Below are 19,086 nucleotides of genomic sequence, written 5' to 3' on the forward strand. Positions count from 1 at the left end.
AGCTGATGAGCGATATGTTGATGAGAGTTAATCCGCAGGTGGGGAACGCTTTTGAGAGCATGTGCAAGTCGATTGAGGACACGGGGACGCTTGACCCCAAGGTGCGGGAATTGATCCGGCTGGCTTGCGTGGTTACAGACCGTTCTGCCTACGGCATCCGGCTGCATGCAATGAAGGCTTATGAGTTGGGGGCGAGCGCGGAGGAAGTGACAGAGACGGTGATGAATTGTCTGCCTGTGGCAGGTATTGAGGCGGTCTCTTCCGGTCTGGCTGCGGCCTTGTCGGCAGTGGAAGCTAAGCGGGGTGTTCATCATGTCGGTTAAGACCACGGCCTACGAACGCTTCTACAACGTCTATCCTCATAGAGATCCAATCTGTGTGTCCCACTATCCGAACCCTGTGACCGAGGTTGCCCCCGCTGATATCTATGGAACGATGGGCCTTGGCGGCCAGCCTCCGGCGGATAATGTGGGCGCAGTCTATGTGCATGTTCCCTTCTGCGCGTCCGTCTGCATCTTCTGCCCCTTCAACAAGATGGCCTATCAGGAAAAGCAGGTGGAGCAGTACATGGAGGCCGTCAAGGCCGAAATCGGCATCTATGCCTCTTCTCCGTATGGTTCGCAGTCCACGATCAGTGCGGTGACGTTCGGGGGCGGTACGCCTTCGGCTCTGTCGGCTGAACGGATGGTGGAGATGCTGAAGAGCGTCCAGGCGAGTTACCGGGTGACGCCGGATGCGCAGATCTCTTTTGAAGGCAGCCCGGCCACCTTGACGCTGGAAAAAATGCAGGCCATCCGCGCCCAGGGGGCGAACCGGATCAGCATCGGCATCCAGACCTTCAACGACAAGATGGGGCATCATCTGCGGATGAGCCATGATTCCCGGCGGGCCTTTGAGGTGCTGGAGGAAGCGAAGGAAGCAGGCTTCGAGAATATTGGGATCGATCTGATGTACAACCTGCCCGAGCAGACCATGGAGGAGTGGCTGGAGGATGTCCGCACGGCGGTGCGGCTCGGCATCGACCATATCACGGTATTTTCACTGTGTGTAGTACCCTTTACTGCCCTGTTCAAAATGATCAAGGAAGGCAAGATTCCGCCTACCGGCAGCGTCGAGCTGGAAGTGGATATGTATCTGGAAGCCAAGCGGCTGCTCCAGGAAGAAGGCTATGTCCAGTACAGCGTGTGGGATTTCGCCAAGCCGGGCTTCGAGGACCGGCATGTTCTCTTGTACTATACCCAGCAGAAGGATCTGTTCGCGCACGGTCCGGCGGCCTTCGGGTACGTCAACAAGCTGATGTATATCAACCAGGGGGATATCCAGGAGTACAGCGACCGGCTCCAGCAGCAGTTCCTGTCCGTCTTCATTGCCAGTCAGGCAGATGATCTGGAAGCGATGCACGGGATGATGGCCAAGGGTCTGCGGATGCTCTCAGTGAAGCGGAAGGATTTCGCTGGAATGTTTGGATATCAGCCGGAAGAGGTCTTCGGTCAGACGATCGATGATCTGGTAGCCAAAGGCCTGCTGGAAACGGATGAGCATGAGATCCGCCTGTCGGACAGAGGGATTGTCTGGGGCAACAACGTCTGCAAGGAATTCTTCTCGGAAGCGAACCAGCAGACCTTCGAGAGCCGTGTGAAGCTGGCACGCGGACAAAAGCCGGCTGAGGCTGCCGGAGAGGAGCTGAAGGGATGAAGCTGTCTGTCGGCACGAACTTTGATGACCGGTTGCCCATCCTGCTGAAGGATTCGCATGTGGATGTCTTCTATGGCAAGCTATCTTCTGATCTGGTGGGCGGCGGAAGACCGACCTTTGCGCTGCCCACGATAGACCGGGCGAGGGTGGAGGAGCATGTCAAGCTCCTGCATGCCTATGGGTTCAAGTTCAATTATCTGCTGAATGCGACCTGTCTGGATAACCTGGAGACTACCAAGGATTTCCATTACCGCCTGCGCGAGCTGCTGGAATGGATCGGCACCCTGCAGCCGGAATATGTGACCGTATCCCTCCCGATGCTGATTGATATGGTGCGCACCGCGCTGCCGGATGTGAAGATCAGCCTGTCCACCTTCGCCAATGTGAATACGCTGCGGCAGGCACAGTATTTCGAGGAAAAAGGCGTCAGCGAGATTACTCTGCCCGAGAGCCGGAACCGCGACTTCGCCTTCCTGGAGAGCCTGCGCAAGAATACCCGTTGCGACTATCAGCTCATTGCGACCAATGACTGTATGCTGGATTGCCCCATGCGCCACAATCATGCGAACTTCCAGAGTCATGCCTCGCAGTGCAATCATGTAACGGAGGGCTTCGCGCTGGATTATTATATGCTGCGCTGTACGGAGCGTAAGCTCCAGCACCCTGAGGAGCTGCTGAAGTCGCAGTGGATTCGCCCGGAAGACATGTATGTCTATGAGGAGCTGGGCTATCACAAGTTCAAGCTGACCGAGCGGATGAAGACCACGGAGAAGATTGCGGCTACCGCGCAGTCCTATTCGCAGCGGAAGTATCAGGGGAACCTGCTGAGCCTGCTTAATTCGCGGATGGCAGAGGCTGACTTCGAAATGCCCAACTTCTCGAAGAATATCAAGGAGGAGTTCGCTCCGTCCGAGAAAATGAGACAGGTCTACCGCCTGCTGTTCAGCTTCCAGGCCAGCATCGACAACGAGAGCCTGGAAGGCTTCCTGGAGGGCTTCCGCTCGAAGCGCTGCGACCGGATGGACTGTGACAAATGCGGCTACTGTGCCGAATGGGCCAGCCGGACGGTGTCCATGGCGAAGCCCGGGGACGAGGCGCTGAAGGAATTCGAGCAGCTGTTCGCGGCGCTGGCTTCAGGAAGCTTCTTCGATTCGGCGGCCGGAGGAATGAAGGTGGCCTGGAGCGCGGAAGGCGAGAGTCTGTTCGACGCGGTCATCGGGCGCAAGCCGGAATTCATCCGTGATATGGCGAGACCTGAGATTCGCAAGAAAGCCGAGGAGCTGGCCGCAGCGCGCGGAAGCGCCCAGGTCGTAAGACATGATGTCGCCAAGGCGAATGTGCTGTGTACCCCGGCTGACTTCCGGATGTTCGCGCTCAGCGATCTGCGGTCGCTGGGCTTCGATACGGCTGAGCTGGACTTAGAGGAGGCGGCCGGATGAAGAAGATCATCGGGCTCGCCGGGTCCATGAAGAAGCGCCACAGCTCCAGTGAATACCTGCTCTCTGTTGCGCTTGAAGCCGCAGCGGAGCAGGGGGTGCAGACGGAGCTGCTGCGGCTGAATGATTACAACATTCTGCCCTGTGACGGCTGCGGCAATTGCATGAACGGCAAGCACTGCCACCTGCTGAAGGACCCGGAGGACCAGTTGACGGAGCTGTACGACAAGCTGAAGGAGGCGGACGGCTTCGTCTTCGCCTCTCCGGTCTATGCGCTCTCGCTTCCGGCCGTCTGGAAGAACTGGATCGACCGCTGCGAGCCTTGCAGCGACGAGGATCTGGACTTCGAGTACTACAATTATGACCGGGTAGCCGGGGTGAAGGGCAAGGCGTTCAAGGGTAAGGTCGCCGGACAGATTGTTGTCGCAGCGGGACCGGGGAATGAATGGGCGCTGGCCTCGCTGATGCCCTGCTTCACGGCGATCAAGCTGTCGATGATTGCCAGCGCAGGCATCAGCCTGATTGAATATGACGGGCAGCCTGGCATCCGCAAGCGCTCCTGGAGCAAGCCGATTGAAGAAGCGGAGGAGGCGAAGATGATGGCCCGGGCAGTCGGGATGCGGGTGGCCTCATCCCTGGGCTTCTCTTACTTCGACCTTCCCGGGCAGTCGGGAGGGGTGCAGGTGAACGGTGATCCGGGGGAGAGCCACGGGCAGGGGCAAGGGCTGGCGAGCCTGGAGCAAAGCGAAGCCTGGCCTGCCTTCACTGTACAGGACGTCCGGGATGGGGAGGTTACGCTCGGTGAACTCGCTTCGATTCAGCCAAGGATCTTCGTCATCGGCGATCAGCAGGCCAGCCTCCGCTGCGGGCCGCTGCTGGAGCAGCTGAAGCGGCAGTTCGGCGGGACCGCAGACTGTGCGCTGATTGCGAGGGTGGGGCAGCTGCCCCACTTCATCACTCATGAATTCGTGAAGGAGAAGACAGGCCAGACTGTTCCCGGCTTCACGCTGTACTATGACTGGGAGGATAAGCTGGCCTCGCGCTGCACGCTGGCGCCCGGACAGCCGGCCATTCTGGTAGGCAGAAGCCCCGGGGAGTGGCGGTTGTTTGCAGTGGATGAAGCAGACGGCCGGGATATAGACCGGGTCGTGGACTATCTGGAGGAAGCTGTCGTATGAGCGGCCCGGCCGGGAAGTTCAAGGGAGGATACAAATTACATGTTGAAGACTAAAGGGATACCTTTACATCACACTGTTCAGGGTACCGGAGAAGCCGTGCTGTGCCTGCACGGTAACCGCGACTCTTCGCTTGTCTTCCGGGATTTGGCCATGGCGCTTGCGCCTCATTATCAGGTGCTGTGCGCGGACTTGCGTGCACACGGCCAGTCGGAATACGACGGTCCGGCCTTCACCCTGGAGGATATGGTCGATGATATTCTCAGGCTGCTGGATGAGCAGGGGCTGAAGCAGGTCTCGATCATCGGGCATTCCCTGGGCAGCACGCTTGCGCTGCTGCTCTCCGCTCGTGAGCCGGACCGGGTGAAGAAGCTGGTATTGATGGGGGCTGCGGCCACCTTCGCGGTTCCGTTCAAGCGGCCGGAGCACGGGGAAGAGATTACGCCGGATGCTGTGCGGCAGACGAATGCGGCGGCGGTTCCGTATTTTTTCACCGAGGGGCATGAAGCAGTTCAGCAGCAGATTCTGGAGGGCTGGTCCCGGCTGCCTGCCGCGACCCACCGTCTGATGATTCAGATTAAGCATCCCGACCTGCGTCCGGTCCTTCAGGGCATCCGGCAGAGATCGCTGATTATTACCGGGGAAGCGGACCGGATTACGCCGCTGCACAAGGCGCTGGAGCTGAACCGGTATTTGCCGGACTCCCGGATGCATACGGTTCCAGGCGCCGGACACTTTATGTTTCTTGAGGCGGGCGGGGATGTAGCTGCTGCCACGCTCACTTTTCTTAAGGGGGAGTGAGCATGGGCAGAGTGCTGCTGATCTCGGCGAATACGGAGAAGCGGCCGCCTGTATTCCCGCTGGGTCTTAGCTATATTCATGCCAGTCTTGTCGCTTCCGGCTGGGAAGCAGGCATGCTGGACATGACCCAGCTGGAGTATAACCGGGAGACCGTTACGGATTACCTCAATGCCTATATGCCGGATTATGTCGGTCTATCCATCCGCAACCTCGATAACTGCTGCATGCAGTACCCCCGGAGCTTCGTGGACCAGGTCTGTGCGTTGGTCGATTGGGTCCGGGGATGGAACTGTACCGCCCGCATTATTCTGGGAGGGGCGGGCTTCTCGCTTCTGCCCCGGCAGTGGCTGCAGGAGACAGGAGCCGATTACGGCATTGTCGGAGACGGCTGTGACAGTATCGTGGAGCTGCTGGGCCAGCTGGAAGCGGGGCAGGTGCCGTCCGCAGTGAGCGGGCTGATGTTCAGAACAAGGGCCGGGGAATGGAATTACTGGTCGCCATATGCACCGGAGCAGCTGGATCAGGAGTATTTCCCGAGCCGCAGCGGATTTCTGCACAGCTATGATGTAGAGCGGAAGGTCCGCCATAATGTATTGACCAAAAGGGGCTGTGCGCTAAGCTGCACCTATTGTGCTTACCCGTCACTGGAGGGCCGGGCCGTCCGCCTGCGGTCGCCGAAGGGGGTTGCCGATGAGATTGAGCAGATGGTTGTGCAGTATGACATCGGTGCTTTTGATTTCGTGGACAGTGTGTTCAACTATCCGCTGGAGCATGCCGAAGAGATCTGCCGGGAGCTGATCGGGCGGACGTTGCCGTTGTCCTGGGGCTGCTTCCTGAATCCGCGGTTCTTCACGGCAGAATTCGCCGGGCTGCTTAAAGGGGCTGGGTGTACGGAGGTGGAGTTCGGGATTGATTCAGGCAGCGATGTCTGTCTCAGGTCGTTCAAGAAAAACTTCCGGCAGGCCGAGATCCGGACGGTGGTCCAGCTCTGCCGTGATCAGGAGCTGGACTTCAGCTTCTGTCTGCTGATCGGAGGGCCGGAGGAGACGCCGGAGACCCTGCACGAGACGCTGGATCTGATGGAGGAGCTTGCGGTGCAGCGCATCTTCGGCTTGTTCGGCATCCGTATTCTGCCGTCCACCGATATGTATAGCTATGTGGGTTCGCCGGAGCCGGATGATCTGCTGCATCCGAAGTTCTTCATGTCCCCGCAGCTGAGTCTGGAGCAGGCGAACCGCATCTGCGCCCCGTACCGGGAGCGTAACCCGGACTGGATGTTCATTTGAAGGAAGACAGGGTGGAGTGAATCATGAGAATACTGGTAGTGTCTACGAATACCCTGCTCCGGCCGATGCCGGTTCTTCCTGTCGGCGCGGGGATGGTCTACTCGGCCCTCACAGCTGCCGGATTTAGCACCCGTTTTCTGGATCTGGCCTTCGTAGCTGAACCGCTGGAGGCGCTTCGCGAGGAGCTGCGGGTCACCGGAGCGGATCTGATCTGCCTCTCGGTGCGCAACATCGATAACCAGGTGATTCAGCAGCCGGAGAGCTATCTTGCTTTTATACAGGAAGTCATGCAGGTATGCCGTACTTGCAGTTCAGCCAAGGTACTGCTTGGCGGGGCTGCGATGCTGGTGATGCCAGGCGAGCTGGTGAAGGAGCTGGGGGCGGACTACGGAATCAAGGGGAGCGGAGGCGAAGCGGAAGCAGTGCGGCTGGCCTGTGAGATGGAACAGGGGCAGGCCCCGGAGACAGGTACGGTACGTCATGCAGATCCTGCCTATCATCCGGTGTACAGCCGTATTCCCCCGAAGTCGCTGTTCGCTCCGCAGTATTTTATCCCCAATCCCCGCATCAAAAAAGCCTCGATGGGCTATCAGGCCTCCAGAGGCTGCAGCCGGCACTGCATCTATTGCTCGGAGGGCTACATGAATCCCGGTGCCTGCCGGATTCCTGCGGAGCAGTTCAGCGAGGATATGAAGATTCTGGAGAACGGCTATCAGGTGCATAATATCACTTTTGTAGACGGGGTGTTCAATCATGAGGTGGAGGAGACGGTGGAGTTCTGCCGGCTGATCGGCCGCACAAGCCCCGCGCTGGAATGGAGCTGCGCCCTGACCCCGGCCCATATTACCGGGGACTTGATCCGCTCGCTGAAGGAGAACGGCTGCCGCTTCGTGGATATCGGTGCCGACTCGGGTTCGCGGCAGATGCTCCGGCGGATGGGCAAGCAGTTCACCCCGGAGCAGCTGGTTGAGCTGGGACGCCTGCTGGAGCAGTATCAGCTTCCTTATTCGGTATCGTTGCTGTTCGGCGGGCCGGGAGAGAATGCGGATACGGTGCAGGAGACAGTACAGGTAGTCAATCAGATGAACCCTGTGTATATTCTGGCCAGCCAAGGCATCCGTGTCTACCCTCACACGGCACTCTACCATATCGCTCTACAGGAGCAGGTGATCCGGGCTGGGGATAACTTGCTGTTTCCGGCCTACTATCAGTCCAAGGATTATAGTGCTGACCTGCTCACCGATGCTCTGTCCGCATCACGCCATATCTATAAGGATATGCTTATGAATTCAATTGGAGGAAGGACTTGATAGAATGAACAAGCCTGGGTACCCGTTCCGGGAGATCGGGATAGGGCATTATCCCATGGGGAACACTCCGGTGTCCCCGGAGGACAGTAAGCGCCTGCCGTCCCTTATGAACCTGAATCAAGCTGCGGCAAGCTCCAAGCTGGCCTATGTACATATTCCGTTCTGCGATTCCATCTGCCCGTTCTGCCCGTACCCCAAGGCGTTCAACGAGCAGGGAGCCCGCCAGGAATATCTGACTGCGCTGTTCCGCGAGCTGGAGATGTACGGGGAGACGCCGCAGATCCGCAATTGCTCGGTGGAGGCGCTCTACATCGGCGGCGGGACGCCCAGCGTACTGGACGAGGAAGAGATCACCGCTCTATTCGAGCAGCTCCAGGCCACGCTTCCCCTGCACAGCGTTGAAGAAATCACGTTCGAAGGTAATCCCGCCTCGTTCACCGCTGCCAAGCTGAAGCTGCTTCAGGCGCTTGGGGTGAACCGGATCAGTCTCGGGGTGCAGACCTTCAACGATGAGCTGGGCAGACGCCTTGGGCTGCTTCAGACCGGTGAGGATTCCCTGCGCAGTATTCAGGATTCCAGAGCAGCCGGGATCACCAATGTCAGCCTGGACCTGATGTACAATCTGCCGGGCCAGACGATGGAGGAATGGCTGGAGGATCTGGCGAAGGTAGTAGAGCTGGACATTGGCCATGTCACACTATTTCCGCTGAAGATCATCCCCGGCTTCGGTCTGGCTAAGCGCATTGCCAGCGGCGAGCTTCCGGCCTGCGGCGGTCTTGAGCTGGAACAGCAGATGTATGTGGAGGCTTGCCGTTATCTGGAGTCGCAGGGCTATTCGGTGGAATCGACGTATGATTTCGTACGGCCGGGAGGCCATCATGTGTATAGCCGCAAGCATTTCGACGATTACCTGGACCTGCTCTCGGTGGGGCTGGGGGCGTTCGGCGATGTGGGCGGCTATGCCTACCAGAATGTGAAATTACTCCCTGAATATGTGAAAAAAGTTACATCCGGCGACCTCCCCATTGCTTTAGGCTACGAAGTAAAGGCAGAGGATCTGCCCAACCAGTTCCTGGCGATGGGCCTGCGCCGTACAGCGGTTGACCGCCAGCAGTTCCGCCGCAAATTCGGCGTTTTCCCGGAGGAGCATTTCCCGGAGCTGTTCGATAAGTTCGTGAAGGAAGGGCTGGTGGAGATCCGCGAGGACACGATTGCGCTGACGCGTTTCCACGGGCTGTTCTGGGGCAACAATGTATGTAAGGAGTTCTGTGAGGAGCAGATCAAGATGGCTTTTCCAAAATAATGGAGGGGTACTGGAATGAACAGTAAAATGAGCAAAAACGTCTTCTACGGCGATCTTCAGGAGGCCGGGAAGTATGCGGAGCTGGAGCAGCGCCTGATGGGCGAGTCGAACCTGCCGGGGCCGCGGGCCAATCTGGGGGCGGCTTCCGCCTTCGCGGACGCCTTCGCGTCCGACTGGGTGACGGATGAAGCGTGGGAGCTGGTGGTGGCATGGAGCGTCAAGACGGAGGCGGAAGCGCCGACCGACGATGCCCGCGAGTTCCTGCCGTTCTGCGCGCTCCAGGCGATGGGCAGCTATTACCGCTATGCGGAGCCTGCCCGTCGGGAGATCATTCTGGAGCGTTGCCGGGCGGCGATGAATGACGCCCGCTGGCGGATGCGCGAGGCGGCAGCGATGGCGCTGCAGCGCATCGGGGAGCAGGACTTCGGCGTGCTCCGCGCACTGTTCGACGGCATGAAAAGCACAGCTAACGCGCTGGAGCAGCGGGCCTTCGTCGCCGCGCTGGCTCACCCGCCGATGCTGAAGGAGCAGGCCAATGTCCTATATGCACTGGAGCTGTCCGAGGAGATCCTGGACGCCATTGCCGCCGGACAGACCCTCTACGGTGCGGAGGAATTCCGCGTCCTCTCCAAAGGTCTGGAATACGCACTTAGTGTATTCGTGGAACGTGCGCCCGAGCAAGGCTTCCGCATGCTTGCCAAGTTCGCAGTGACGGATGACAAGCGCATGCAGAAGATCGTGAAGTCCAACCTCGGCAAAGCCCGCCTGGCCAAAAAATTCAGCCAGGATGTGGAGCGCATTCAGGTGTTGATGAATGCTTGATGGGGGATGGGAGGGCGATTGAGGACCTTCGAGTGCCCAATCTGCTCCTTAACGGACCTGAAGGCCGTTATTTTCAAGAAAAGGTACCTTTTTGCCGGTCTGCGGACTGGAGTGCGCTTATTGCCTCTCTGCGAACCCTCTCAGGCGAATAACCTGCAAATAAGGGCCCTGGTGGACCTCTGTCAAGAAAGTAGATACTCACGCAACGGATGCCGTCGTAAACTGCTTAGCGAATCGGGCGGGGGAAAGATACCCCAGCGTGCCATGCATTCGCTTGCGGTTGTAGTAAAACTCAATGTATTGGTAGATGTCCTGGTACGCCTGCCCTGGAGTTTTAAAACGCGGGTTACAGTAAATGAGCTCCTTCTTCAAGATACTGTGCCAGGATTCAATACAAGCGTTATCGTAACAGTTTCCTTTGCGGCTCATACTTGATTCCATCTGGTACGTCCTCAACTGCTCGGTATATTCCTTGGAGGTATACTGCGATCCCCGATCCGAGTGGTGGAGCAGTCCCGGGCCGGGTCGCTTGGCTTGATAGGCAGCCTGCAAGGCGTCTAAGACCAAGCTGGTTTCCATGTGGTCCGATAACCGCCACCCTACAATTTCGCGCGTGCACAGATCCATGACGCTGGCCAGGTACAAGCGGCCTCCACGGCAGGGGATGTACGTAATATCGGTCACCCAGGCGGTATTGGGCTTGTCGACGGTAAACTCTTGATTCAGTGTGTTCGGGGCAATAGGGTTGTTGTGCTTGGAATCCGTGGTCTGTACACGGTACGGCTTAGAGACCACCGAGCGGAGCTTCATTTGCCGCATGTACACACTCACCGTACGTTCGGTGAGGGTATAGCCTTCCTGGTGCAGCAGTCGAGTGATTTTCGGACTTCCATACCGCCCCTTATGGTCATTAAAATGGTAGCGGATTCGCTCCTGCACGGCCGCTTTACGGAGAGCCTGTGCACTGGTTTTGGCTCCGAGCCACTTGTAATATCCGCTCCTGGATACCTGCAAGGTGATGCACATCTTCTCCAAGCGAAACGCGGAGCGATGTTCCTTCATGAACTGGAATCGGCGTTCCTTGGTTTGCTGAAGATGTGCACTGCTTTTTTTAGGATGGCCAGTTCTTCCTCCCGGTCGACGAGTTGATCTTGGCGCTCCTGGAGCTGACGGCTCGCTTCCTTCAACTCGGCTTCGAGCTCCCTCACCCGATCCACACTGGCTACAGGTTCATTCTTGAGCTCCCGGTATTGTCCCATCCATTGATGAAGCGTGCTCTTGGGGATGTCCAGCTCTTCCGCTAACTCCCCGAAACTCTTCGTCTGTTCTTGTAGAAACTTAACCGTCTGCTTTTTAAACTCTTCATTGTACCGTTTTCGTTGGTCACCCATGGCAACACACCTCCGTGATCCTTATTATCCCTCCGTCCGTTAAGAGACGTCTACTATCTATTCTAAACCCATGGAGTCCGCGACAGCTGATACAGTTGGATTTCTCGCAGAATAAGGGCCCTGCAGTCCGCTGGGGAGAGTGGGAGAAAGCACTATGCTGAGGGCATAGCCAAGTAGAGGTAACAGAGATAGCCGGCCTGCATACTTAAGTATGCGGTCCGGCTTATTTGCAATGTGTTGGATACTCCAGCCGATACTGTTTAAATTCGTTGTATTGGGAAAGGAGGCGTGGATTATGAACAATAAATCTCTTGTAACCGGTGCATCTTTAGGCTTGTGTTTTGGTGTGGTATTTGGTGCAGCTCTCCATAGTATTCCACTAGGCATTACTTTCGGGATTATCTTTGGGGTTGTCTTCTCCATGACGGTAAAACCTAAAGCTAAAGATGAATGATTGTCTCCTGCGTGGGGCTGTAACAGCCCCTCTTTTTGTATGCTTTCATATAGGATTTTCACTTCAAAAGGGGGTTGCTCCAACATGGAGCCCGTTTGGACTAAGCAGTGGTAGATCCTGATTCTCGATGCTCTCTGTGATAAGATAGGTTAAAAACCGTAGAGGATAGGATGTCATGAAATCATTAAAGCAGTTCATTGTTTTCGGATCATGTCTATTTTAATGTTATTGCCAAGTTAGCGGCTGCAATCTAAACGATTGAAAGTAATTGAGCTGTAAACACTAAATGATATGGGTGAGGAGAAATGACAAATGATTCAGTCCATTGTACATATTGCTCTGGTCGTAAACGATTATGATGAGGCCATTGAATTTTATACAAAAAAGTTGAATTTCACAGTAGTAGAAGATACATATCAGCCGGAGCAGGATAAACGGTGGGTGGTGATTTCGCCTCCTGGCTCAGTTGGGACTACGATCTTGCTTGCCAAGGCGTCCAAACCTGAACAAGAGCAATTTGTCGGTAATCAAACGGGTGGGCGGGTATTTCTGTTCCTGAACACGGATGACTTTTGGAGAGATTATAAGGATATGGTCTCTAAGGACATTGAATTTGTTAGAGAGCCCCAAGATCAATCGTACGGAAAAGTAGCTGTCTTTAAAGATTTATACGGGAATTTATGGGACCTGCTGGAGTTGAATCAGAATCATCCGATTGCTAAACGTGTTAGGTGATATCTCATGAATTTAAAACGAATGATTATAGAAATTGCAGTCCTGTTTAATATCGACTCGGCTTCAAAATGAAACTTGATTCCTTACTGTATTTCTTCCAAATCTGATGAGTGAGGAGATTAAAAATGACTGAACAAACAGTTTGCACGGCAAACGGGGATTGAGATTTTGGCTGTAATACAAACAGCTTTAGATACACTGGATAAGGTGAAACGGGTGGTTAAAATTCAGGGCTTTGTTAATGCGGTAGCCAGTTTTGAAGAGCATCATAAAGTGCTAAATGGGTGTTCTGATCTGATGCTGGATGTTTTCGGAGAAAAAGGTATCCATGCCCGTTCAGTCTTTGGAAGCTGTTTCGGTTAGGTTGCGTAGTATACATGAAGAATACGTAAATAATTAGTGAATAATTAGAACTAACTGATGATTTTCAGGATATAGAATTATGGAGAATACTTGCTGTAAAGACAGCTCAAGAATTATTGAAGAAGTACAAGAAACATCTTATTGTTCCTATGACAATATATAAAGCTGTAAATTTCGAGTATATTTACAACGGTTTTAAAAGTATGGATCGAGAAGTTTTTCATTTTTGTCTCTTGGCATCCGAAAACACAATTGAAAAACGTATTGAAAAACGCGGGAACACTTATGATGCTTGGTACCAACAGCATACAAAAGCAGGTGTAGCTACATTTAATGAGAGTAGATTTCAAGAACATATAGAAACTGACCATAGAGAAACTGAAGAAATCATTGAAATAATTTTAAGAAAAACTTCAGGATCAATGTATAAGCTGCCGCTACAACATACCTAATGCTACAAGTCGTATGAATTAAGCACTGGCGTGACCTCCAGGCACAAGCTTCTCACAGTCTTCATGACAAGATTGTCCCCGTCAAAAACAACATTGGATATACTGAGGGTCACTTCATCTTGTGTCTCTGACGTCACAGCTGAGCCAGCCGCGCTGCTTGCAACTCTATTCGCCAACACAGAACTGGAGCCAGTGAGGCCGCTGGCAGAAGCCTGCCCGGAAGTCCCGTTGCCTGCATAAACAGAAAGCCCGCCCCCTGCAACCGTCATACCTAAGGTGAGCATCAATGTTATTACTGTTTTTATAGAATAATACCGAGAAGCTATTTCGTGACATGAATTCACAACGTATGTCTTAATGGGGGTCAGCAATATGAAGCTTTGGCCGATGAAATTCATTTCAGTTCTAACTTGTTTTGCATTGACGGTATGCGGATGTGCTGGCATGAAAAGCAAGGGCACGGAGCATGTTACGGCAAGTGATTTCATTATTCCCTTGAACGTTAGCGAAGTGTTGAAGCGTCCAGAGACTGGGGTTATTGAATATTTTCAAAACCGTCGTGAAGATTTTGATATTCTAGGCGGTTATCTGTTAGAGAATGAAAAAGTGTTCCAGACTCGGCCTGTCATACTTCAACAAGATTATTCCATCGAGAACATCCAAGACCCTGAAATTCAACAAATCGCTCAAACATTGTTTCAAGAAGGTGTTGTAATAAGGATATCCTCCTTAAATGATGACCCTAGTAAAAGTATTGACTTTTTGTGTAATGCCGAAGACAACTTGTATCAGCAAGGCATAACCTATATCAGCCTACCAGAGATGGCCAAAGGCGATCCTTCGAAATTCAGCTATGTCAATGACTATAAGAATCTGGGCGGTGGATGGTACTATTATGTCTTCCATTATGACAAACTTAAAAATGAAGATGAATTTCGGAATCTAGCTTGGGCCCAAATCTCTGAAAAGGAAAGAAGCACCTTAACCACGCCGAAAGAGAAAGCCAAAGTGATTCTAGAGTCTGGAAAAAACGTTGGCTATTGGATGGATGACAGAAAGTTAGATGTTGTTGTATCCGTTCAATTTGATACGGAAATGAACGGCCTACTGGGACCGATTACAATGTTTTTTGATCCAATGACCAAAGATTTGATCGGGGGCAATCCGCGTTTCTAACAGGCTGGAGTAAAATACGAACCCCGTTTTTATTTAAATCCCTTCCCCAACTCGGTGAACCCGCAGCAGGTTAGTGGTTCCCGCGCAGTCTACAGGGACACCGGCGGTAATGAGCACCAAGTCGCCATTTTGTACGTATCCGGCAGACCTTGCCAGTTCAACGGCGGCTTCTACGGCCGCATCAGTGCTGGAAGCAGACTCGTCGCGGAGCAGAGGAATTACACCCCAGGTCAAAGAAAGGGCATGTAGCACGCTCTCCTTAGTGGATACGGCGATGACTGGTGCAGCGGGCTTGTGCTTGGCGATCATCCGGGCAGTAAATCCGCTTTCGGTTAGGGCGAGAATAGCCTTGGCGGAGAGCGTGAGGGCAGTGCGGACAACAGATTCGCCGATGGCACCTGTTACGTCGATGGCAGTTTCATTACCCATGCAGTTACAGCGGCCATAGCTCCCCAGAACGGACTCAGCGCGGGCGGCGATGCGGGCCATAGTCTGGACGGACTCCAGCGGGTACTTACCTGCGGCAGATTCACCAGACAGCATGACAGAATCGGTGCCATCAAAGATAGCGTTGGCGACGTCACTTGCTTCTGCACGGGTCGGACGCGGGTTCATCTGCATGGACTCCAGCATGTGAGTGGCGGTGATAACCGGTTTTCCGGCCAGATTACACTTCTTGATCATGTCTTTTTGAACCAGCGGCACCTCCTCCACCGGCAAGTCCACGCCCAGATCTCCGCGGGCAACCATTAGTCCGTCGGCTACGCTCAGGATGGCATCCAGGTTCTCCAGGCCCTCGTCATTTTCAATTTTGGCGATGATTTGGATATGGTCGGCCTTGTGTTTACTCAGAATATGTTTAATCTCAAGAATATCTGCAGCTTTGCGGACAAACGATTGAGCGATGATGTCGATATTCTGCTCAACGCCGAACTTGATGTGCAGGATGTCCTTCTCAGTTACACCGGGAAGACTGGTTTTGATGCCGGGAACGTTGACACCCTTGCGCGGCTTCAGCTTGCCGCCGTTCTTGACGAGGCAGGTGATCTCGGTGCCTTCGGACTTTACGACTTCCAAACGCAATAGACCGTCATCAATCAGGATACTGCTGCCGGGCTTCACATCTTGGGGTAACTGCTTATAGGTGACTTGGATGCGGTTCTTCGTGCCGAGCACTTCCTCTGTGGTCAGAACCACTGTTCCCCCTGGTACCAATTCCACGTAGTCCGAGGCCATTTTGCCGATACGAATTTCCGGACCTTTGATGTCAAGCAGGACGGCCACATATTGGTTTAGCTCCTTGGCTGCTTCCCGGATGTGGCGGATGCGCTCTGCGTGCTCCTCCAGCTCACCGTGAGCTAAGTTCAGGCGGGCGACATTCATACCTGCTTGGATCAGCTTACGGAGCATTTCGGGGCTTTCGCTGGAGGGGCCGATGGTACAGACGATTTTAGTTTTGCTCATGAAATTCTCTCCTTCATCGATAAATTATTTTACCTTGTGAAAATTTTCCCTTATCCTTACAATAAAGCATAATGATTCATCAGAAAAATATATATAATTTCGTTCTTCATTAATTTTGATGTAGGAGGCAGGTCATCTTATGAATCTTCATGCCCTTAAAATATTTCACACCATCTCTGAAAAAGGCGGAGTCACCCGCGCTGCGGAGGAATTGCGGATTAGTCAGCCTGCGGTTACGGCCCAGGTACGCAATCTGGAGAAGGAATTAGGCATACAACTGTTAGCCCCCAAGGGGCGTGGTATCTTAGTGACCGATGCGGGTCAGATGCTGGCCAGTCATGCCAAACGATTGTTTGCATTGGAGCGTGAGCTGGATGAGGCAGTCCGTGAATACAAGGCCGGGTTCAGCGGTATCCTGCGGATTGTCGCCACCTATCTGCCTGCTAATCTCCTGCTGCCGGAATGGCTGGCACGCTACAAGCAGGAGCATCCTTCCGTGGAGGTGGTCTTGAATACTGCGAATTCCCGGGAAGCGGTGGAGGGGCTACTACATTACGATGCCGAGGTAGCCGTATACGGAGGCGGCTGGGAGGAGCAACCGGGTATTGAATGGGAGGAGCTTCTGGAGGATGAGCTCTGGTTCATCGTCCCGAAAAACCATCCATACGGAGGAAAGGAAATTACTTTAGCGGAAATGATGAAGGTTCCCTTCATTCTGCGTGAAGAAGGAAGTTCAACCCGGGAGCGTCTCTTCTCTTTATGTCGGGCTTTGAACGTCAGTCCTCCCAAGGTCGGTCTACAATTTAATGGGGTGAACGAGATGGTTCGGGCCGTCATCGCGGGCTATGGAGCCATCTTCATCTCCTCCCTGGCAGTAAGGGACAATGTGGAGCGCGGGGAAGTGGAGCGTGTGATGGTTAACGGCACTTCGCTGCTAAATCCGATTGCCGTCTGTACCCGGAAACAGGAGGCATTGTCGCCAGCGGCAGCAGCATTTCTCTCACTGGTCCGGGAGCAGTCGAAAGGGTGGGCAAGGAATTAACTTTTCGATGGGGCAAATCACACCCTTGTCATTGGTCGATACAGTGTTGAGAGGTTTAGGATTGTGCAGAATTTGGTAGGAGAGGTACAATAAAAACAAGAATCGGCGCGAATGCCAAGCTCCCATGAAATCCCCGGGTCCTTTTCAAGAATTGAAATGGGAAATAGATAGTGAATTGATACGGAGAAAGCATGAGTTTTGCTGTTTTCCGCTGTCGTACTCCGTGTGGAGCGCATGGCTAGGAGAGTTCGAGGCAAGCTGATCGAGGAGGGGATCGAAGGTTAGTCGTGCTTATCAAGTAACCTAGATCAACAATGAAGGAGCTAACCATGCTAGATTATACAAATACCACAACAGAATTATCTTTAAGCGGCATTGACACTGTAGTCATATCCGTTGGGGCTACAGAGCAATTTGGGCCTTATTTGCCAATGCATATAGACAGTTTGATTGCTGAGCTTTACGCCAATGAATATGGTAAAGCACTAAATGCATACGTTTTGCCCGTTTTACCCTTCAATACCTCGGAAGAACATGCAGCGTTCAAAGGAACAGTGACTGTTAGTCCTAATATTTTGACTGCTATGCTTGAAGATATAATATTGGGCTTGAGAAGACAAGGTTTCAAGAAATATCTCCTATGTTCAGGGCATGGTGGAGCATATTGGTATAACGCATTTATTAAACATATGAATTATAAATATCAAGACATCATTGTTATTTACCCCGGTTATAACGGTTCGTGGGATAATGCAGTGAAGGCCGCTGGATTAGATGGACGCAATGAAATACATGGTGGGTTAACTGGTGTTTGTACGGCAATGTGGTTATGTCCTGAGCTAGTAAAGTTAGAAGCCATGGGCTCTGAAATACCGGAAGAAAACAATAGATATTCCGATTATATTGGCTGGGACAAACTTACAGAGGATGGTAACTGGGGAGTTTTTATCAAAGGACAATACAGTGAAGAAGAGCTTGCTGCAAAAGGAAAGATCTTATGGATGACACTGATTAAAGATCAATGTGATGGATTAAAAGAATATCTCGAAGAAGCCTATGTTAGGAAAATCGGGGAGAAGTACAACTAATGAATACCGTAAACATCCTTTACCAAGTAGCCTTAAATAATGGATAGTAAAAAATCCCACCCAAAGGAGGAGACGTTCCTTAGCGTCACACACCCATCATGCGAGTCAATCGATTACTCTCCATGCTGCTAATCATCTCCGGTCAAGGTACGGTAACGGGCAAGGAGCTTGCTGAGCATTTCGAGGTATCCTTGCGGACGATCTACCGGGATATTGAGAAAATAAGCGAAGCCGGCATACCGGTTGCATCGACCAGCGGCAAGGGTGGAGGATACTATATTATGGACAGCTATAATGTAAGCAATCTCTTTCTTAATGGGGACGAAGCTCATACGTTTGTAGCTGTAATGAAGAATTTACACGGCTTGTTTGGCCGGAACGAAGCTTTTAATGACATTCTGCTGAAGGTTGAACATACCTATAAGCGGGAATCCAATCAGGATAAACTGACTCTGGATTTGTCCCATTTCAGTATGGAAAAGGAGATTAAAGAGTACCTCGGGATTATAAGCGAAGCCATCACGGAGAATAGGCTGCTGGTGTTCGACTACATTAACCGGGATATGGAATACCTGGAGCGGACGGTCGAGCCGGGCTGGATTGACTTTCGTCACGGCCATTGGTATGTGATCGGCTTCTGCCGGGTCAGAAACGACTATCGCAGATTCAAGCTTGTGCGGATCAGACAATTGGAGCTGGGGCCGTCTTTTGCCAAAAGAGATGTGCCGGATGCGCAGATTGCCGAGGTCATTGAACACAATTATTCGCAGGCGGGCATACAGGTTGTGTTGAGATTCACTTCGCGAATTGGCGCGCAGCTTACCGAGTATTTTGAGAAAGAGAAGATTAGCCTGCGTGAAGATGGCTTCTATCTCGTTACGGATACTTTTCCTCATGAGGAGGGTCTGCTGAAATTCATTCTAAGCTTCGGCAGGGAGTGCGAGCTGTTGGAGCCTCGGGGATTACGGGCCGAGCTGCAGCAATATATGCACAATATGCTTTTATCCTACAATGACTGACCCCCTGGTGTCAGTCATTGTATTTTATAGTAGGGATATTGCCGGGAGAAATACATACCGCCGCTATAACTAGG

Annotated in this window: 20 protein-coding genes; 17 read left to right on the top strand and 3 right to left on the bottom strand. The window is 53.1% G+C overall.

Annotated elements, in window-relative coordinates; genetic code table 11:
- The first annotated feature begins 5 nt into the window (after nt 1-5).
- The 9 genes from MKZ07_RS29525 to MKZ07_RS29565 are packed head-to-tail and all read left to right on the top strand — an operon-like array spanning nt 6 to nt 9,828.
- Entirely contained in the window at nt 6-323 is a 318-nt protein-coding gene (locus MKZ07_RS29525) for a carboxymuconolactone decarboxylase family protein (protein WP_051493801.1), read from the top strand.
- On the top strand, nt 313-1,695 hold the full coding sequence (gene hemW / locus MKZ07_RS29530; RefSeq protein ID WP_143804436.1) for a radical SAM family heme chaperone HemW: 1,383 nt from the start codon (nt 313-315) through the stop codon (nt 1,693-1,695). The genes MKZ07_RS29525 and hemW (MKZ07_RS29530) overlap by 11 nt, the downstream gene beginning before the upstream one ends.
- Complete coding sequence (locus tag MKZ07_RS29535; protein WP_341029079.1) at nt 1,692-3,134, top strand: U32 family peptidase; 1,443 nt, start codon at nt 1,692-1,694, stop codon at nt 3,132-3,134. The genes hemW (MKZ07_RS29530) and MKZ07_RS29535 overlap by 4 nt, the downstream gene beginning before the upstream one ends.
- Nucleotides 3,131-4,309 carry a flavodoxin family protein gene (locus MKZ07_RS29540; protein ID WP_341029081.1) on the top strand — a complete coding sequence of 393 codons (1,179 nt, stop codon included), beginning with the start codon at nt 3,131-3,133 and terminating at the stop codon, nt 4,307-4,309. The genes MKZ07_RS29535 and MKZ07_RS29540 overlap by 4 nt, the downstream gene beginning before the upstream one ends.
- A gap of 39 nt (nt 4,310-4,348) precedes the next feature.
- Nucleotides 4,349-5,107, top strand: a complete 759-nt coding sequence (locus MKZ07_RS29545) for an alpha/beta fold hydrolase (RefSeq protein WP_341029083.1) — start codon at nt 4,349-4,351, stop codon at nt 5,105-5,107.
- A gap of 2 nt (nt 5,108-5,109) precedes the next feature.
- Complete coding sequence (locus MKZ07_RS29550) at nt 5,110-6,393, top strand: B12-binding domain-containing radical SAM protein (protein ID WP_341029085.1); 1,284 nt, start codon at nt 5,110-5,112, stop codon at nt 6,391-6,393.
- 23 nt (nt 6,394-6,416) lie between these two features.
- Nucleotides 6,417-7,703 carry a B12-binding domain-containing radical SAM protein gene (locus tag MKZ07_RS29555; protein ID WP_341029086.1) on the top strand — a complete coding sequence of 429 codons (1,287 nt, stop codon included), beginning with the start codon at nt 6,417-6,419 and terminating at the stop codon, nt 7,701-7,703.
- Nucleotides 7,704-7,707: 4 nt separating this feature from the next.
- Nucleotides 7,708-9,006 carry a radical SAM family heme chaperone HemW gene (hemW, locus tag MKZ07_RS29560; RefSeq protein ID WP_341029088.1) on the top strand — a complete coding sequence of 433 codons (1,299 nt, stop codon included), beginning with the start codon at nt 7,708-7,710 and terminating at the stop codon, nt 9,004-9,006.
- 15 nt (nt 9,007-9,021) lie between these two features.
- On the top strand, nt 9,022-9,828 hold the full coding sequence (locus MKZ07_RS29565) for a hypothetical protein (protein ID WP_341029090.1): 807 nt from the start codon (nt 9,022-9,024) through the stop codon (nt 9,826-9,828).
- 198 nt (nt 9,829-10,026) lie between these two features.
- Here MKZ07_RS29565 and MKZ07_RS29570 read toward each other — a convergent pair whose 3' ends face one another.
- Entirely contained in the window at nt 10,027-10,890 is an 864-nt protein-coding gene (locus tag MKZ07_RS29570) for an IS3 family transposase (protein WP_084648871.1), read from the bottom strand.
- Complete coding sequence (locus MKZ07_RS29575; RefSeq protein ID WP_036693708.1) at nt 10,887-11,219, bottom strand: transposase; 333 nt, start codon at nt 11,217-11,219, stop codon at nt 10,887-10,889. Before MKZ07_RS29575 ends, MKZ07_RS29570 begins: the two co-directional genes overlap by 4 nt.
- Nucleotides 11,220-11,514: 295 nt before the next feature.
- Here MKZ07_RS29575 and MKZ07_RS29580 point away from each other — a divergent pair, with 295 nt between their 5' ends.
- The 5 genes from MKZ07_RS29580 to MKZ07_RS29600 all read left to right on the top strand — a co-directional run bounded on the left by MKZ07_RS29580 (nt 11,515) and on the right by MKZ07_RS29600 (nt 14,399).
- Nucleotides 11,515-11,673: a hypothetical protein gene (locus tag MKZ07_RS29580; protein WP_179090535.1), complete on the top strand. Its 159-nt coding sequence runs from the start codon at nt 11,515-11,517 to the stop codon at nt 11,671-11,673.
- A gap of 312 nt (nt 11,674-11,985) precedes the next feature.
- Complete coding sequence (locus tag MKZ07_RS29585) at nt 11,986-12,408, top strand: VOC family protein (protein ID WP_341029091.1); 423 nt, start codon at nt 11,986-11,988, stop codon at nt 12,406-12,408.
- A gap of 159 nt (nt 12,409-12,567) precedes the next feature.
- A complete protein-coding gene (locus MKZ07_RS29590; RefSeq protein WP_372238104.1) occupies nt 12,568-12,771 on the top strand; it encodes a RidA family protein in 204 nt (67 codons plus the stop codon).
- Nucleotides 12,772-12,887: 116 nt separating this feature from the next.
- Entirely contained in the window at nt 12,888-13,223 is a 336-nt protein-coding gene (locus MKZ07_RS29595) for a hypothetical protein (protein ID WP_341029094.1), read from the top strand.
- Nucleotides 13,224-13,595: 372 nt separating this feature from the next.
- The gene (locus MKZ07_RS29600) at nt 13,596-14,399 is read left to right on the top strand and encodes a hypothetical protein (RefSeq protein ID WP_076161975.1); all 804 of its coding nucleotides are present in this window, start codon (nt 13,596-13,598) and stop codon (nt 14,397-14,399) included.
- A 33-nt stretch (nt 14,400-14,432) separates the two neighbouring features.
- On the opposite strand, the gene pyk is transcribed toward MKZ07_RS29600, so the two are convergent.
- On the bottom strand, nt 14,433-15,863 hold the full coding sequence (gene pyk, locus MKZ07_RS29605; protein WP_076161977.1) for a pyruvate kinase: 1,431 nt from the start codon (nt 15,861-15,863) through the stop codon (nt 14,433-14,435).
- Nucleotides 15,864-16,002: 139 nt separating this feature from the next.
- Here pyk and MKZ07_RS29610 point away from each other — a divergent pair, with 139 nt between their 5' ends.
- The 3 genes from MKZ07_RS29610 to MKZ07_RS29620 all read left to right on the top strand — a co-directional run bounded on the left by MKZ07_RS29610 (nt 16,003) and on the right by MKZ07_RS29620 (nt 19,012).
- Complete coding sequence (locus MKZ07_RS29610; protein ID WP_036697271.1) at nt 16,003-16,905, top strand: LysR family transcriptional regulator; 903 nt, start codon at nt 16,003-16,005, stop codon at nt 16,903-16,905.
- A gap of 329 nt (nt 16,906-17,234) precedes the next feature.
- On the top strand, nt 17,235-17,993 hold the full coding sequence (locus MKZ07_RS29615; protein ID WP_036697269.1) for a creatininase family protein: 759 nt from the start codon (nt 17,235-17,237) through the stop codon (nt 17,991-17,993).
- Between the two features lie 98 nt (nt 17,994-18,091).
- Nucleotides 18,092-19,012 carry a helix-turn-helix transcriptional regulator gene (locus MKZ07_RS29620; RefSeq protein ID WP_036697268.1) on the top strand — a complete coding sequence of 307 codons (921 nt, stop codon included), beginning with the start codon at nt 18,092-18,094 and terminating at the stop codon, nt 19,010-19,012.
- The last annotated feature ends 74 nt before the right edge of the window (nt 19,013-19,086 follow it).

Origin of the sequence: Paenibacillus sp. FSL P4-0338 (assembly GCF_038002365.1) — a bacterium.
Taxonomy (GTDB): domain Bacteria; phylum Bacillota; class Bacilli; order Paenibacillales; family Paenibacillaceae; genus Paenibacillus_AQ.